The organism is Labrys sp. HAY1-8F, from assembly GCF_056754975.1.
The window spans coordinates 281,540-297,449 of sequence record NZ_JBPGWZ010000002.1; the positions used below are offsets into that span (position 1 = coordinate 281,540).

At 63.2% G+C, this 15,910-nt stretch carries 16 protein-coding genes; 3 read left to right on the forward strand and 13 right to left on the reverse strand.

The window, feature by feature from the left end; translation table 11 throughout:
- Window positions 1–87: 87 nt before the first annotated feature.
- From ACR9ZN_RS10265 to ACR9ZN_RS10310, 10 genes are all read right to left on the reverse strand, one after another.
- Entirely contained in the window at window positions 88–837 is a 750-nt protein-coding gene (locus ACR9ZN_RS10265; RefSeq protein WP_481272157.1) for a cyclase family protein, read from the reverse strand.
- A 1-nt stretch (window position 838) separates the two neighbouring features.
- Window positions 839–2,017: an ABC transporter substrate-binding protein gene (locus ACR9ZN_RS10270; RefSeq protein ID WP_434956366.1), complete on the reverse strand. Its 1,179-nt coding sequence runs from the start codon at window positions 2,015–2,017 to the stop codon at window positions 839–841.
- A 4-nt stretch (window positions 2,018–2,021) separates the two neighbouring features.
- Entirely contained in the window at window positions 2,022–3,062 is a 1,041-nt protein-coding gene (locus ACR9ZN_RS10275) for a branched-chain amino acid ABC transporter permease (RefSeq protein WP_454813901.1), read from the reverse strand.
- Complete coding sequence (locus tag ACR9ZN_RS10280) at window positions 3,059–3,961, reverse strand: branched-chain amino acid ABC transporter permease (RefSeq protein WP_454813902.1); 903 nt, start codon at window positions 3,959–3,961, stop codon at window positions 3,059–3,061. The genes ACR9ZN_RS10275 and ACR9ZN_RS10280 overlap by 4 nt, the downstream gene beginning before the upstream one ends.
- Window positions 3,958–4,695, reverse strand: coding sequence for an ABC transporter ATP-binding protein (locus ACR9ZN_RS10285; protein ID WP_454813903.1), 738 nt, complete (start codon window positions 4,693–4,695; stop codon window positions 3,958–3,960). Before ACR9ZN_RS10285 ends, ACR9ZN_RS10280 begins: the two co-directional genes overlap by 4 nt.
- A complete protein-coding gene (locus ACR9ZN_RS10290) occupies window positions 4,688–5,464 on the reverse strand; it encodes an ABC transporter ATP-binding protein (RefSeq protein WP_481272158.1) in 777 nt (258 codons plus the stop codon). Before ACR9ZN_RS10290 ends, ACR9ZN_RS10285 begins: the two co-directional genes overlap by 8 nt.
- Window positions 5,457–6,083 carry a cysteine hydrolase family protein gene (locus ACR9ZN_RS10295; RefSeq protein ID WP_454813905.1) on the reverse strand — a complete coding sequence of 209 codons (627 nt, stop codon included), beginning with the start codon at window positions 6,081–6,083 and terminating at the stop codon, window positions 5,457–5,459. Before ACR9ZN_RS10295 ends, ACR9ZN_RS10290 begins: the two co-directional genes overlap by 8 nt.
- Window positions 6,080–6,889 carry an N-formylglutamate amidohydrolase gene (locus ACR9ZN_RS10300; protein WP_481272159.1) on the reverse strand — a complete coding sequence of 270 codons (810 nt, stop codon included), beginning with the start codon at window positions 6,887–6,889 and terminating at the stop codon, window positions 6,080–6,082. Before ACR9ZN_RS10300 ends, ACR9ZN_RS10295 begins: the two co-directional genes overlap by 4 nt.
- The gene (locus tag ACR9ZN_RS10305) at window positions 6,889–8,208 is read right to left on the reverse strand and encodes a type I glutamate--ammonia ligase (RefSeq protein WP_481272161.1); all 1,320 of its coding nucleotides are present in this window, start codon (window positions 8,206–8,208) and stop codon (window positions 6,889–6,891) included. Before ACR9ZN_RS10305 ends, ACR9ZN_RS10300 begins: the two co-directional genes overlap by 1 nt.
- Window positions 8,209–8,321: 113 nt before the next feature.
- Complete coding sequence (locus tag ACR9ZN_RS10310; protein WP_481272162.1) at window positions 8,322–9,188, reverse strand: MurR/RpiR family transcriptional regulator; 867 nt, start codon at window positions 9,186–9,188, stop codon at window positions 8,322–8,324.
- Between the two features lie 129 nt (window positions 9,189–9,317).
- On the opposite strand from ACR9ZN_RS10310, the gene ACR9ZN_RS10315 reads away from it, so the two are divergent.
- Window positions 9,318–10,007, forward strand: coding sequence for a cysteine hydrolase family protein (locus tag ACR9ZN_RS10315; protein ID WP_481272163.1), 690 nt, complete (start codon window positions 9,318–9,320; stop codon window positions 10,005–10,007).
- A 46-nt stretch (window positions 10,008–10,053) separates the two neighbouring features.
- Here the strand turns inward: ACR9ZN_RS10315 and ACR9ZN_RS10320 are convergent, their stop codons facing one another.
- From ACR9ZN_RS10320 to ACR9ZN_RS10330, 3 genes are all read right to left on the reverse strand, one after another.
- Window positions 10,054–11,457 carry a S41 family peptidase gene (locus ACR9ZN_RS10320; protein WP_481272164.1) on the reverse strand — a complete coding sequence of 468 codons (1,404 nt, stop codon included), beginning with the start codon at window positions 11,455–11,457 and terminating at the stop codon, window positions 10,054–10,056.
- A gap of 414 nt (window positions 11,458–11,871) precedes the next feature.
- The gene (locus ACR9ZN_RS10325) at window positions 11,872–12,594 is read right to left on the reverse strand and encodes a tellurite resistance TerB family protein (RefSeq protein ID WP_481272165.1); all 723 of its coding nucleotides are present in this window, start codon (window positions 12,592–12,594) and stop codon (window positions 11,872–11,874) included.
- 242 nt (window positions 12,595–12,836) lie between these two features.
- Window positions 12,837–13,349 carry an Lrp/AsnC family transcriptional regulator gene (locus ACR9ZN_RS10330; protein WP_454813910.1) on the reverse strand — a complete coding sequence of 171 codons (513 nt, stop codon included), beginning with the start codon at window positions 13,347–13,349 and terminating at the stop codon, window positions 12,837–12,839.
- A 99-nt stretch (window positions 13,350–13,448) separates the two neighbouring features.
- Between ACR9ZN_RS10330 and ACR9ZN_RS10335 the strand changes: the two genes are divergently transcribed.
- On the forward strand, window positions 13,449–14,657 hold the full coding sequence (locus ACR9ZN_RS10335) for a diaminopropionate ammonia-lyase (RefSeq protein WP_481272166.1): 1,209 nt from the start codon (window positions 13,449–13,451) through the stop codon (window positions 14,655–14,657).
- Complete coding sequence (locus ACR9ZN_RS10340; RefSeq protein ID WP_481272167.1) at window positions 14,654–15,895, forward strand: allantoate amidohydrolase; 1,242 nt, start codon at window positions 14,654–14,656, stop codon at window positions 15,893–15,895. The genes ACR9ZN_RS10335 and ACR9ZN_RS10340 overlap by 4 nt, the downstream gene beginning before the upstream one ends.
- Window positions 15,896–15,910 lie beyond the last annotated feature (15 nt).

A 15,910-nucleotide genomic window follows, 5' to 3' on the forward strand; every position in this document is an offset into this window, starting at 1 on the left:
GCACGCGAATACTGGTTCGGCAGGAGTTGAGCGACGAGTTCCGGGATGATCATGGCATTCCCGGTACGATGCCGAAACAGTCCGAAATCAGCGATGGATGGCGATAGCGCGAGCCGGAAAGCCAGAACCTCCTTTCGCCTTCGGCCAACTTGCCATGATCAGGGCGCCGACCTCCGGCACATCATTGAGATTGGCGAGCAATTCGACCTGCCAGCGGTCGCGTGACAGCACATAATGTTCGAGGCCGAAATCGCCCTTCGATGTCGCCACGCCGGGATCGGTGTCGATCTGCTCGTGGCCGATGGCGGCGATTTTCCGCCTTTCGAACAGCTCTTCGAGCACCGCCCGCGACCAGCCGGGGCAATGGGAAACGCCGTCTGCCGAGCGGTTGTAGAAGCGTTCGCTGTCCGGCCAGCGGCTTGACCACCCCGTACGCAGGGCAACGAAGCAGCCTGCGGGGATACGCCCGTTACGCTCTTCCCAGGCCGCGATGTCGCTCAGTTCCGGTGTCGCGTCGGGGCTTGCGGCAACTCTGTGCCGGATATCCAGCACCACCAGAGGCAGCAGCATCTCGGAGACCGGCAGATCGTCCACGGCGCGCCCGCCCTCGATGAAATGCACGGGCGGATCGACATGCGTGCCCCATTGCCCGACGAAGGCGTAGCGATGCACCTGGAAGGCATCGCCCTTGGGGTAGTCGAATACGACCTGGCGCTCCTCGTCCGGAAAGGCCGAGAAGCGTGGCTGCCCAGGGTGGAAGGCGTGGCTCAGATCGGTGAAGATCGCGCCGGCGAAGGCGGCGCGATAGACCTCCCAGAGGGGAAGGGGCGTGGCCATGTCAGGGCTCCGCGACGAAGGATGGCGCGGCTTCGCCAGCGAGCGTGAGCTTGCCGCCCTTGACGCCGATGACCGAGACCGACTTGTCCGGCACCGAGATATTCGGGCGGTAGGTGATCGTACCCGTCACGCCGTCGAGACCGGAGGTGGCCGCAAGCGCATCGCGGATCTTAGCAGGTTCGGGCGCGCCGGCTCGCTTGACGGCATCGGCCATCAGTTTCACCGCATCGTAGCCGAGTGCGGCGAAGGCATTTTCCGGCACGGTGTTGTAGGCCTTCTGGTATGCATCCATGAAGGCTTTCACCTTCGCGCTGGCGCCATCGCCGATGAAGGCGTGGGTGGTGAAATAGGTATCGTTGGCCGCCTCGCCGCCGACTTGCAGCAGCAAGGGCGTGTCATAACCATCGCCGCCGACCACCGGCAGGGTGATGCCGGCCTGGCGTAACTGCTTGAGGATGAGGCCGATCTCCTCGGCATTGGCGGCCGCATAGATGAAGGCCGGCTTCTCGGAAAGCGCCTTGATCTTGGCGATCTGGGCGGTGAAGGTCTTGTCGCCGATCTTGTAGCTGTCCTTGCCGACGATCTTGCCGCCGCCATGCTCGTAAGCCTTGACGAAATAGTCGGAGAGCAGGGTGGTGTATTCGGTGCCGATATCCGTCAGCAGATAGCAGGTCTTGGCGTTCAGCGTCTTGAGTGCGAATTCCGCTCCCACGGCGGCCTGGACATTGTCGCCGAAGGCGGCGAGGAAGACCTGGTTGCCGAGCTGGGCCGGCAGCTTGGGCGAGGTGGCGCCGGGGGTGACGAACGGAATTTCCGCCTTCTGCACCTGGGGCCCGATGGCCAGCACCGAATCCGAATCCGCAAAGCCGATGATGCCGACGACCTTGTCGCTGTCGATCATCTGGCTGGCGACGGTGGAGATCACGGTGGCGTCGGATTTGGAATCATAGATCACCAGTTCGATCGGCCGCCCCAGCACGCCGCCGGCGGCGTTGATCTCCTGCGCTGCCAGCTTGGCGCCGTTCAGCATGGGGCCGTCGAGCGAGGCCTGCACACCGGTGAGATTGGCCGAATAGCCGATCTTGATCGGATCGGCCGCGAGGGCCGGGCCGGGGATCGCCAGTATGGCGGCGGCCGACAGGCCGAGGGCGAGGGTTCTGCGTCTGCTCAACGTCAACATCTGGTCACCTCTCAATTGATGGATTGTTCGCCGATGTTTTGGTTGCCCCGAACGTCAATTCGCGGTCGCCCATGATCCCCTTCGGCCGGAAGATCATGATCAGGATGAAGAGGATGCCGAGCACGATCTGGCTCGCCCCGAACAAAGGCGGCACCGTCATGCCGAGCAGGCTGAAGCCACGCTCGGCCGAGCGCAGCATTTCCGAAAGAAGGGAGACGCAGACAACGCCGATCAATGCACCCGAAAGGGAACCCATGCCGCCCAGGACGAGCATGGCGATCAGGTTCAGCGTCATGGCGAAATAGAAGGTGATCGGCGAGAAGGAGCCGAGATAATGGGCATAGAGCGAACCGCCCACGCCAGCGAAAAAGGCTCCGATCACGAAGGCGATCAGGCGCGTGCGCAGCACGCCGATGCCGATGGCGCCAGCGGCGATGGTGTCGTCCCGCACCGCCATCATCGAGCGGCCAAAGGGGGAATAGACGAGGCGCGCCAGCAAGAGCAGCGTCACCACCAGCCAGGCCATCACCCAGGGCAGATTGGTCTGCAGCGGCACGCCGGTGAAGGTGCGCGAGCCGCGGGTGAAGTCCGCTGCGTTGATCAGGACAACATTGACGATGATGAGAAAGCCCATGGTCGCCACAGAAACGAAGTAGCCCGACAGGCGCATCAGGGGATAGCCGACGATCACCGCGAGCAGGGCCGTGAACAGGCCGGCGGCCAGGGTTGCCGGCAGGAAGGGCAGGCTGAAGCCCGACAGCAGGGCCGGCAAATGCGGCAGCAAGGCAGCCTTTTGCTGCACCGTCAGCGACAGGATGCCCGAGGCATAGGCCCCCGCGCCGACGAAGCCGACATGGCCCAGCGAGAACACGCCGGTAAAGCCGTTGCTGAGCGAGAGCGAGAGTACCAGCACCGAATTGAGTGCGATCAGGATGAGTATGCGGGTGAAATAGTCGCTCAGGACAAGGGGGGCGCTGATGGCGACCACGGTGGCGAGAGCGATGCCGATCGCAGCGGTGAGCGGAAGGCGCAGGCCTGCTTTCATAGCTTGATCTCGCGATTGGGCTGCAGCAGGCCGCCGGGACGGAACAGCAGGAAGGCTATCAGCAGGCTGAAAACGATGGCGTCGCGATAGGGTGTCACCGCATCGGGCAGGAAGGCGACGATGAAGATCTCGAGGGCGCCGAGCATGTAGCCGCCGACGAGGGCGCCGGCGATCGACCCGAAGCCGCCGATGATCGCCGCGACGAAGGCCTTCAGCAAGGGCGTGAAGCCCATCTGGGGCTGGACGACGCCGGCCTGCGCCGCCCAGAGCACGCCGGCGAGCCCGGCATAGGCGGAGGCCACCACGAAGGCGATCACGATGACGCGGTTGACGTCGAGGCCGACGAGATGGGCGGCCGACATGTCCTCGGCCGCCGCCCGCATGCCGAGCCCGACGGTGGTGCGGGTGATGAACCACCCCAGCCCCAGCAGCGACAGGAAGGAGAGGGCGATGGTCAGGATGTTGATGTTGGTGAAGGTGATGGCACCATCGGCCAGTTGCCAGGAACCGTTGAGCAAATCGGGCAGGGGAAAATTGCGCGGCGAAGAGGTGAAAGCCAGGATGCCGAGATTTTCAAGGATGTAGGTGACGGCAAGGCTGGTCAGCAACCGGGTGACGTCGGGTGCGTTGCGGATGGGCCGATAGGCGACGCGCTCGATCACGAAGCCCGCCAGGGCCGCAGCGAGGATGCCGCAGAGCATGGCGAGGGCGAAAGGCATGCCGGCCGCGCCGAGGATCACGGTGGTGAAGGCACCCACCATCATCACGTCGCCATGGGCGAAATTGGTCAGCTTGAGCACACCGAAGACGATGGACAGGCCCACGGCGACCAGGGCGTAGAGGCTGCCGAGGCTGATGGCATTGATGACCTGCTGGAGGACATATTCGAACCCGTTCATTCGTCCGCCCCCAGATAGGCTTGCGCGACGCGGTCATTGGCCGTCAGCTCGGCCGAACTGCCCGACAGCACCACGCGGCCGGTGCGCAGCACATAGGCCCGGTCGGCCAGTTCCAGGGCGATGGCGATGTTCTGCTCGACCAGGAGCATGGTCATGCCCTGACGCTTGAGCTCGGCCAGCGCATCGAAGATGTGGCGGACCAGCAGGGGAGCGACGCCGAGCGAGGGTTCGTCGAGCAGAAGGAGGCGAGGGGCCGCCATCATGGCGCGAGCGAGGGCAAGCTGCTGCTGCTCGCCGCCCGAAAGCGTGCCTGCTAATTGCGTCAGGCGCTGCTTGAGAATGGGGAACAGGGCGAACATGCGTTCCAGGTCACGGACGATGCCGTCGCGATCATGTCGCGTGCAGGCGCCGAGGCGCAGATTGTCGGCCACCGTCAGGCCGCCGAACAGGCGCCGACCCTCCGGACTATGCGAGATGCCGATCCGCACGATCTCGGCCGGAGGAAGTGTTGCGATGGCCCGGCCCGCGAAGGTGATGCTGCCGGCCCTCGGACGATTCAGGCCGGAGACCGTGCGTAGCGTCGTGCTCTTGCCGGCGCCGTTGGCGCCGACCAGGGCGACGACTTCACCCTGGCCGACATCGAGGGACACGCCCTTGAGCGCGCGTACCGCGCCAAAATTGACTTCGAGCCCGTCGATCCGGAGCAAAGGGGAGGAGAAGCGGGCGTCAGGCATGGCCGAGATAGGCCTCCCGGACCTTGCTATTGCTGCGCACTTCCGCCGGCGTGCCCGTGCAGATGACCTCGCCGGTGGCCAGGACCTGGATGCGCTCACACAGATTCATGATCAGATCCATGTCGTGCTCGACGACCACGACCGCGATGCCGTAGCGATCCCGGATGGTGCGGATCAACCCGGCCAGCACCCGGGTCTCGTTGGAATCGAGGCCGGCGGCGGGCTCATCGAGCAGCAGCAGCCGTGGCTGCGTCGCCAAAGCGCGGGCGATTTCGAGACGACGCTGGTCGCCATAGGGCAGGGCGGACGCCGGCTGCAGCGCCTGCGGCTTGAGCGCCATCAAATCGAGCAATTCATCGGCGGCGTGTTGGGCGGCGGCGAGGCGAGCCCGAAAGCGTGCGCCGCGCAGGATCGCAGCAAACGGGCCGATGGGGTGACGAAGCTGGGCTGCGGCCAGTACATTGTCCCGCACGCTCAGCGAGCCGAACAGGCGCGATCCCTGAAAGGTGCGGGCGATGCCCCGTTCGACGATGGCAGCGGTCGACAGCCCGGCGATCGACTGGCCCTGGAACTCGATCGTGCCGGCATTGGGCCGCGAGAAGCCGGTTATCAGATTGAAGAAGGTGCTCTTGCCCGATCCGTTCGGGCCAATGATGCCGACGATCTCGCCGGCCCGGACGCTGATGGCCTGATTGCGCAAGGCGACCAGGCCCCGGAAGGCCTTGGTGAGATCGGTCGTGCGCAGCAGGGGCGCTGATGGTTCAGCCATCGCCGCGCCTCCGTGGACTCGTCAGTTCTTTTACCAACTCATTGGTACCGGCTTGCCGGCAATAGCCCTTGAAGGCACTCAAGGCCCGCTCGTGGCGCTCGGGCGTGTCGGTCGTGCAGGCGTCGACGGGGCAGACCATGCGAAAGCCGCGATCGGCGCCGTCGCGCACCGTATGGTCGATGCATTGATCGGTCAGGAAACCCGTTACCACGATGGTGTCGAGCCCGATATTGCGGATGAGATATTCGAAATTGGTGGAGTTGAAGAGGCTGGACGAGGTTTTCGGCAGCACCATCTCGTCCCGACCGGGCGCGAGTTCGGCGATGACTCGCGTCTCAGCGCTGCTGGGCGGGAAGTGAAAGCCGGTCTGCTTGTAGTCGAGGCTGCGGTCGCGCCCGTCCTCGGTCAGGCTGGCGATGACGGTATAGATGATCTCGGCGCCCGCTGCCCGGCCGGCAGCCAGCAGGCGCGCGATGTTGGGAATGGCGACATCGCGGGCCGAGCGATAGAAATGCGGGCGTGCCGCCTCCGCTTGTGCGTTGAAGATGCCATCCTGGGTGTCGATCACCAGGATCGCAGTGCGGGTGGGATCGAGAGCTGCCTTGCGATCGGGGATCATCGGCCGGTCTCCACGCCGAAGCGCGCATAGGCTGCCGTCAGAATGGGAGCGAGGCGCTCCGCCCAGGCGGCTTGGCCGGATGCCTCGGCGATGAGGTCCTGGCGGATCTCGAATTCGACATAGGGCAACTGCCGTTCCTCGCCATGAACAGGCACGGAATAATCCTCAGCCATGTTGACGCCGTAGGGCTGGTTGCGCCCGATCACGAGATCGCTCTGATCGGCCAGTTCGGCGAGGACCAGGTCCGAGAATTGCCTGTTGTCGTGATAGCAAAGGCCGACATGCCAGGGGCGCGGTGCGGGAGCGGCCCGGAGCGAGTGCGTGAAGCTGTGCATCGACACCAGGATCAGGGGCAGGCCAGCCACCAACTTGTGGTCGATGTGGGCGGATATCTCGGCATGATAGGGATCGACGATCTCGCGGATGCGGGCCCGGCGGTCATCGGCCGTCGGATCCTGGTTGGCCGGCACCAGCGTTCCATCGGAAATAGGCGCGATGAAGCTGGGCGAACCGAGCCGGCGGTTGCACTCGGCGACCAGACGCGAATAGCGCTGGAATATCAGCGGCGCCTGCAGACGATCGGACAGGCCTATGCTCACGCCCAGGATGCCGATGTCGATGCCGATATGGCGCTCGAGTTCCGATTGCGGCAAACCCAGCCCAGCCAACGCGGCGGGAACTGCATTGCCGGCATGGTCGCAAATGATCAAGAAGGGGGAGGATGCCTCACCATTATGCAAGCCGACCGGCGGCGGATCGCCGGCGGCGAGCAGGCCTGTTGGGGCAGGGCGCTGGGGCGAAGTCATCAATAGGCCCTCGCATAAAGGGCGCAGAGTTCTTCCAGGCCCCTATCGCCGGCCATTTCGATCTCGCCGCGCTTATGCATGAGATAGGCCTTGGTCAGGACTGGGCCCAGCCAAGCGACGGCGGCGGTGTCGGCTTCCAAGGCGTCCAGGGCTTCGCCGAGGCTGCGTGGCAAGTCGTCGATGCCGCGCTCAGCACGCTCCTCGGCACTCCAGCGCCCGGGATCGCCGCTGGAGATGAAGGGGGCGGGCAGGGCTCCGCGTATGCCTGAAAGTCCTGCAAAGACCAGCATAGCCAGTTGCAGATAGGGGCTCGCAGTGGCATCGGCGCCGCGATATTCGATGTTGTAGCGCTTGGCGACGTCGACGCCCTCGATCTCGGGATAGGGGCAGATTCTCAGGAGCGCCTCGCGGTCCCGATCGGCGAGATTGGCGTAATAGGCCGACCAGGAATGCGGCTTCAGCCGCTCATAGGAAATCACGCTGGGCGCGGTGATGGCGCACAGGGCCCGGGCGTGCCTGAGGATGCCGGCACAGAAGGAAGCAGCGATCCCGCTCAATCCGGACGGGCATCCGGTGCCGTGGCAGACCGGCTTGCCGGCAAGATCGGTCAGGCTGAAATGGATGTGAACGCCATTGCCGACGATGCCCGGCGTCACCACCGGCGAGAAACTGGCATGGCTGCCGTGGCGGCGGGCCAGCGAGCGGCAGATCTCGCGGAGCTTCACCGCCTGGTCGGCCGCCTTCAGGCCTTCTGCCGGGTCGATGGTGATCTCATACTGCCGTGGGCCGTATTCAGGCAGGAAGGTATCGGGGGCAATATCGTTGGCGCGCAAAGCCGCCAGGAAGGAGCCGATGAAGCCCTCCATGCCCCTGATGCTGCTGGCGGCGTAGGAATCGCCCGGACGCTCTTCACCGGCGCCGTACCAGAATTCATGCTCGAAGCTGGCGATGAGGCGCAGGCCCGCTTCCGCCTCGAGCGCGGAGAGGGCGCGCTTGAGCAGGCCGCGCAGGCAGCAATCCCAAGGTTCGCCCGCCATGGTCTGAATGTCGCCGAGGATGATGTGCTCGGTGGGCGTACCGTCGTCATAGGGCAGGCGGATATCCCCGCCCGGCTGTGGCACCAGCATGAGGTCGCCTTCCGCACCGAAGGGGGTGGCGGGGATGCGGCCGAAGCAATTGATCATGATGTTGGTCGGGGTCCAGCCGACACCGAAACGGCGGCGGTTCTCCAGATCGGTGGCTGGAAATCCTTTGCCTCGGACCTGACCGGCAATGTCGCTGCAGCAGACCGTGATGACGCTTTCAGGCCTTGTCGCCATTGGCGTGTCGTTCCCCTGTTTTTATTGGGACAAACGCTAGCACGCGAGAATTATTTCTTACAAGATGATGTTAATAGCGGTGATGCCGTAATTTTTAGCAAAATGAGAAAACGTCACGGGAGCAGCTTCTGCCGTACGCCTTCGATGGTTTCGAAGCGAGCCCTGGCAATCGACCATTGCCGGGAATCGATTGCAAGCGCGACTGCTTCCACCAGGGCGATCACGCCGATCAAGCTGTCCCAAGGCGAGGGGACGTCGACGCGCGCCCTCAGCACGATGTCGGCGACCTGGGCGGCATCCGACATCCATTGGTCCGTGAAGAGGGCGACCACGGCTTCACGGCTCTTGGCCACCTCCGCCGTACGCACCGTGTCGGCCTGATAGCGGCGAATGTCGAACAGGATAACGACGTCCTTGCGCCGAAGATCGGCAAGTTCGTCGGCGCGTCGCATCAGCGCCGAGGAGAACAGCCTTACCTTGCCGCGAAGCTTGCGCAGGTGGAATTCGAGATGCCGCGCAGCCGGTTCGGTGAAATCGCCGCCGAGCAGGAAAACCTGACGCCTTTCATCGATGAGAATGTCCACCAGGCGTGCCAGTTCCGCCTCGTTGATCATGGCAATCGAACCCTGCACCGTCTCGGCCAGGGCGCCGCTGAATTCGATGAGCGCCGATATCGAGCCATCGGCATGCGGACGCGTCAGCGGGAATTCGGCCTGGGCTTCCATTTCCTCGCGCAGCGCGCGCCGGAAGTCGGCATAGCCTGGAAATCCGAGCTTGGCCACGAAGCGCAGAATGGTGGGAGAACTCACCTTGGCTCTTTCGGCAAACAGAGCCACCGTCTCCATGCCGGTGGTGGGATAGCGGGCGAGGAGGGCGCGCGCCGCCCGCTTTTCAGCATCGCTCAGGGACGGCATGGTCGCTGCGACACGATCGGCAAGCGTCGTGCCGGTCTGGGGCAGGGCGGCTTTCGGGGGCTCCATGGCGATACCTCTCCTCGACGTCCATGCGGAGGCCATTGTCTTTCACAATGCCTCGGTACAGGATAGGCCAATTACCAGCAAAGCCGTAATTTGAATTACAACGAAACAACCCCTTCCCGCGAGGACTTCATGGCAGGCCTTCCAGCCATTGACGCGCCGGGCGGTGCCTACCGGGAGCGTGAAATCGTTCCGGCCCGAACGGCACTGCTCAATGTCGACATGCAGAATGGCGAGTTCAACGAGCAGATCCTGGCTCGGGCACGCATGCCCGATACGCCGGAAGCGGCAAAGCAGGCCTTTTACGAGCGTATCGACAGCGTGGTGATCCCTAACCAGGCTCGCCTCCAGGAAGCGGCAAGGGCCGCCGGCATCGAAGTGATCTTCACCGTGCTTGAAAGCCTGACCCAGGATGGGCGCGACCGCAGCCTGGACCACAAGATTTCAGGCTTGAATTTCCCGAAGGGTTGCTGGGAAGCGCAAGTGATCGAGGCTGTCGGCCCCAGGGGCGATGAAATCATCATCCCCAAGACTGCGTCCGGCATCTTCAATGCCACCAATATCGACTATGTGCTGCGCAATCTCGGCGTGGAATTTCTGGTCATCTATGGGGTGGTCACCGACCAGTGCGTCGAGTCGGCCATACGGGACGCCGCCGACCGTGGCTTCCTCGTGACCCAGGTCGAGGATTGCTGCGCGGCCGAGTCACCCGAGAACCACCTTGCTTCGATCGACAGCATGGGCGGTCATTATTGCCGCACGCGCAGCACCGACGAGATGATCGCCGAAATCAGGCGCTTGTCGAGTTGTAATGTTGCATAAATCCATTATCTATCAATACTTAGATATTGATAGATGAAGTGATTCATCAATTTCTAGGGGAGTTGGGCGTACGACCCGGCCGGGTCGTTTCGGCGATAGCGCGTGCCGCGGCTTCAAGGGCTGGGTCGCGTTCGGCATCGAGATCGGAGTCTGTGAACAGAGCGACCAACTTGTCGGGCGGAACACCCGTGATATCATAGGCTTGCCCATTTTCATTCAAGTAGATCTCATTGGGGACACCGAAGCGCCAGCCATTCGGCAAATGGCGGATCAGCACGTCGGAGAAGACGCCCTGCGTGTTCTCGCCGATGAAAACGGGTTTGTTCGTGCGTCCCTGAAGAGACATGGCGAAGGCTTCGGCCGCACTGACGCTGTCATGGCCCATCAACAGCGCCATTGGCCCGTAAAAGCCGGGCCGCGATGACGGCATGACCATGATCGGCTGTGGCTTGCTGAATTTCGTCGGGTCGCTGGGGTCTATGCGAAAGATCTTGCTGGAGGCAAGGTAGGGCTTGGCGGTCAGACGGGCGGCAATCGCCAGGCCCAGCATTTCGGTGCCACCACCATTGGGCCGGATGTCGACAATGAGCCCCCGCAAGCCCGGTGCCTTGCCGAAAATATCGTCCAGCGCCGCATCGAGCGCCGCTGTCTGAGCCGTGCTTTCGGCATTCTTGTCGTAGTTTTCGAAACTGACGATCAGCAAATAGCCAACACCGTCAGGCAGCATGCCGAAAGCGAGCTGGCGGTTGCAGTACCAGGCGAGGGGTGTCGTCAGGAAGCGTTTTTCGACGATGGCCAGCGCCCGCTGGTGAATTGCCTCACTCCTGGCCGTGGGAGAACGCCAGCCGCTGAATTCCAGATGGAGGGCCGGTGCCTCGATCCAGACATGAGCATCCTCGAGCGGCGCCAGCATCTCACGAAAATGCGCAAAGAGCGTTTGTTCGTCCGTGGCAGAGCTGATCGTTGCACGATGCGCGGCTGTCATGGCAACCCAGTCCACGCGGTGCTGGGTGAAGAAGGGATAATGTTCGGCGAAAGTCCGAACGAAAACGTCGAAATTGGTGACGGGATCGATGGAGGAGGTTTGCGAGCAGGCCGCAGGCAGCGCGTCGATACGGGTGAGTTGGGTCTGCGTGGCGACACCGTCGACGTTCAGTACGAGCTGGTTCGGCTGTTGTCCTGGCCGGAAAACGAAGGCATCGGTCACGCCGGTGTCGTTATTGACACTGGAACCGGCAAACCGCACGGCGTTCCCGGAAGCCGCGACGCGCTCGGCCGAGGCGGATTTCTGACAGCTGATCGCCGTGATCTCGAAGCGCTGCAAATGTTCGCCGTCAATCGCATAGGCGTGGCCATAACCAGTCGTCAGCCATACGCCATCCGTCAAGTCCGATGCGGCCTGGGCCGGCGACGCGAGCAAGAGCAGGCAGAAAAGCAGTATGCGGCGCATCAGGCCACCTCCAAGCAAACGGCGGTCCTACTGGCTGAAATTGGCACGCATATGAACGGCCGTCGACCAGGCGGCAACATGAATGCGTTGCGAGGCTCACCGCGGCCTTGTCGAGGTTCTAGCCGGACGGCATGACCGTTAGGTGGCTCATGAGCGGTACGACAGCCTGGAAGAGCCTTGATCAGCGGGCTGCGATTTCCGGCGGTGCCGCTGGCTCAAGGTCGCCGTACATGCCGACCGAAACTGGTTCGGGAGTGGGGCGCCACCCCACATCTCTAATTCGCATAAGATATATTATGGAACATAATCCCATGCCTCCGGCCGGGCCAAGCGCTTGATAAACCGGGCTTTCCTCCAAAAGCCCGGTCTCGGTCGGTGTACAAGACCGATGCGATCCGGTGTCCGGTCGGTCGTCTATCGGCCGACGGCCGCCAGGCCGCTGTCGATCTGGCCCGTGACGGCTTGTGGCAGCTTCAGGCGGCCGGCCAGTACATGCAGGTAGGAATTCTCGGCCGGTGATGCTGCGCCGACAGCGATGCGCGAAACGGCGTAGACTTCGGCGGCCAGTTCCGGCGTGCTTGCGCCGCGCACGATCGGTTCCATGTCGAACGGCTTGCTCAACTCCTGGAACAGGAAGTTGCGCTCCTCGTCGGAGAGATTGAGCTTGTCGGCATGTCCGAGGATCAGGCTCTGCTCCTCGGCATCGACATTGCCGTCGGCCTTGGCCGCGTTGATCATGGCCCCCAGCAAGAGCTTGGCATGGCTTTCAGCCGCGGCCGGGGTTTCCACCGGCAGTGCCTCCACTGCACGCGCCTCGATAACGGGCGGCAGCGGCTGTGGGGTCGATAATTGCGGTGGCAGGAAGCCGCCGGGCGCGCTGTTCGCTGCGGCCGTGCCGTTGTCAGCCGCTGCCGGAGCGCCGGCCTGCCCAGCCTGGCTACGCTGCCAGGCATGCAGCGCCAGCGCGCCGATAGCGGCAATACCGCCATATTTGACAGCCGCGCCAGCCAGGTCCCGACCGGTCTCTGTAAACAGGATGCCCGCCGCTGCGCCACCAGCCGCCAGTTTCTTGCCTGGCGTGTTGAGAACTTGACCGCCGGCACCCAGCACTTTTCCAAGCAGATTGTTCAGATCCATTATTCGTCTTGCTCCTCTACGATCGCCCAGCCCAAGCTCGCCACGAACTTTCGGACGTCTCCATCTTGGGATTCGACCGGATCGATCAGCACGGCCGGATGTGGTGCCAAGAACCCGGCCGCTTCAAGGCCGCCAATATGAAATCTTGGTCATGAAGGCAATGCTAATTCGTCATATAATTACATATTTATTGTTATAATTCAATATGTTATAAGATAATTCAAATCTACAATCTTGAGACCTCATTGGGCTGCCGAGACGCCCGGAACCTTGTCCAGGGACAAGGCGGTGCCGGTTTTGACCCGGTCCATTACCACGAAAGTCCGGAAGCGTTTGATGTTGCTGTTGGCGAAGAACAGCCGGCGTGTCAGCGCTTCATAATCGCCCATCGACGGCACGTTCAGGATCAGCACGAAATCCGTTTCTCCGGCGACATAATAGCATTGCTGCACGCCGCTCTCGGCCAGAAATGCCTTCTTGGCCTCGTCGATCAAGGCGCTTCGCTCACGCTCCAGGTCGACATTGACCACGATGGTCAGGTGCTGGCCAACTTTTGCCGGATCGAGCAAGGCGACATTGGCGGTGATGATGCCGCCCGCTTCCAAGCGGTGGATGCGGCGTTGCACGGCCGGTGCCGACAGATGAATGGCCTCGGCAATCCTGCGCTGCGGTGTCTGGTTGTCGCGCTGCAGGATCGCCAGGATGGCGACGTCGAACGCGTCGAGTTCGAGAGATGAGCCGGAAATGCGCGACATGCGGACCTGACGATACAAAATTGCGTCAATACCGCTCAATCAGAGCGCATTCATCGCCCGATGCGCAATAGGATTGCGCCTGGAAATTGGAGATCCACGATGTTTCTCGCCAATGCCGGTCCTCATCATCGCTCCCCGCTCCTCGTCGGTGACAGTGCCATATTGGGGGACGACGGGGCTGACGAAGTCGAGCGTTTCCTGGCCGTCCGTGCCGATCATCGCCCGACTCCCCTGCTCTCTTTGTCCGCGCTTGCGGCGCGGCTCGGCATCGGCGAACTCCTTGTGAAAGACGAGGCGCATCGTCTAGGTCTTTGTAGTTTCAAGGCTCTTGGCGGAGCTTATGCCGTGGTGCGGCTGGTGATCGAGAGGGCCTGCCTGCAATTGGGGCGGCAGATCGACTACTCCGAACTCGGCCAGGCCGACGTCAGGTCGGTTGCCGCCGGGATGATCTTCGCCTGCGCGACCGATGGCAATCATGGCCGCTCCGTGGCGCAAGGAGCCCGCTTCGTCGGGGCGAAGGCCGTGATTTTCGTGCATGGCGGCGTCAGCCCGGGGCGCGTGGCGGCGATCGCCGCTTTCGGGGCGGAAATCATGCGCGTGGACGGCACCTATGATGAATCCGTAACCGAGGCCGCCCGTGTCAGTGAAACCAAGGGCTGGACTGTCGTCTCGGATACCTCCTGGGAGGACTATGAGCGTATCCCAGGTCTGGTGATGCAGGGCTATACCACCATCTTGCGCGAGGCCTTGCGACAGATGCGCGAGCCGCCAACCCATTTGTTCGTTCAGGCCGGTGTCGGCGGCATTGCGGCGGCGCTCGGTGGCCATGCCGCACTCGTCCTCGGAGCACACAGACCGAAACTGGTGGTGGTCGAGCCCACTCTCTCGGCCTGTATCTTCGCCAGTGCCAAGGCCGGCCATCCCGTAAAGGTCAGCCATGGCGCTCCCACGGTGATGGCGATGCTGGAATGCTACGAACCCTCCCAGGTCGCGTGGCGGATTCTGGCCCGCGTGGCGGATGCCTTCATGACGGTGGAGGACGAGGAGGCGATTGCGGCGATGAACAGCCTGGCGCGGCCTTTGCCGGGCGATCCGGCCATTGTCGCCGGCGAGAGTGGAGCAGCCGGTCTTGCTGGCTTGCTCCAGGCCGCTGGAGACGAAGCCATGCGTCGGACGCTCGGCCTGGATAGCGATGCTCGCATCCTGGTGATCAACAGTGAAGGCGCCACCGATCCCGCGCGTTACCGTGAATTGGTCGGCCTCGGGCCGGAGGATGTGCAGATGGCAGGCGCGGAGTATCGGGTATGAGCGAGAACTCCATCCAAGCCGAGCGTCTGCTCGGGCGATTGCGCAGCCTTGGGACGATCGGCCGGGGCGAAAACGGTCAATTGGTCCGATTGGCAGCGTCCGATGCCGACAAGGCGGGACGCGACAGCCTGATGGGGTGGCTCGACGAAGCGGGCCTCGAGGTTGGGATCGACAGGATCGGCAATATCTTCGGCATCTGGCGGCCGGAGAGCGTGCCGGACGAGGCACCGCTTCTGCTCGGCTCCCACATCGACACCGTCATCGATGCGGGGATCTATGATGGCTGCTACGGCGTATTGGCGGGTCTCGAAGTGATCGAGACGCTGAAATCATCGGGCTGGCGCCCAAGTCGGCCGATCGCCGTAGCCGCCTTCACCAATGAGGAGGGCGTGCGCTACGCGCCCGATATGATGGGTTCCCTCGTCCATGCCGGGGGATTGTCGATCGAGGAGGCGCTGGCCTCCATCGGCACCGATGGGACCAGGCTTGGCGACGAGTTGCGGCGGATCGGCTATGCGGGCGAATTGGAGCCGGGATTCCTGAAGCCGCATGCCTATCTGGAGCTTCACATCGAGCAAGGTCCGGTGCTCGAACGCGAAGGCCTGGCCATCGGCGCCGTCGAGACGCTTCAGGGTATCTCCTGGCAGCGCATCACCATCGAGGGTGTCGCCAATCACGCCGGCACCACCCCGATGTCCCTGCGCCATGATGCCGGCCATGCCGCCGCACGCGTGATAACCTTTCTGCGCGAAAAGGCTGTTGCCACCAATACACCGTCAGTGGCGACCGTCGGCAGTCTTCAGTTCGAGCCGAATGCCATCAACGTCATCCCGGCACGGGCGATCCTCACCGTGGACCTGCGCGATCCCGATGAAACGCGCCTGCGCGAGGCGGAAAGTGACCTCGCCTCGTTCCTGGAGGGGCTGGCCCGGTCGGAGGGCGTCACGGTCTGCGCCGAGCGTCTCGCCCGCTTCGAACCGGTGGTGTTCGACAATGGGCTGGTGGAGCAGATCGAACAGGCGGCAGGCCGGAATGGCCTGCGCTGCCGTCGGATGACTTCCGGTGCCGGGCACGACGCGCAGATGATGGCGCGGATAGCACCTTCAGCCATGATCTTCGTGCCCAGCATCGCCGGAATCAGCCACAATCCCAAGGAGTTCACGCCGGATGCGGATCTGGTTGCCGGTGCGGCCGTGCTCCTCGACGTGGTGCGAAATCTCACGGCCGCACCAGGCTGATTGCGGCTCAGGCTG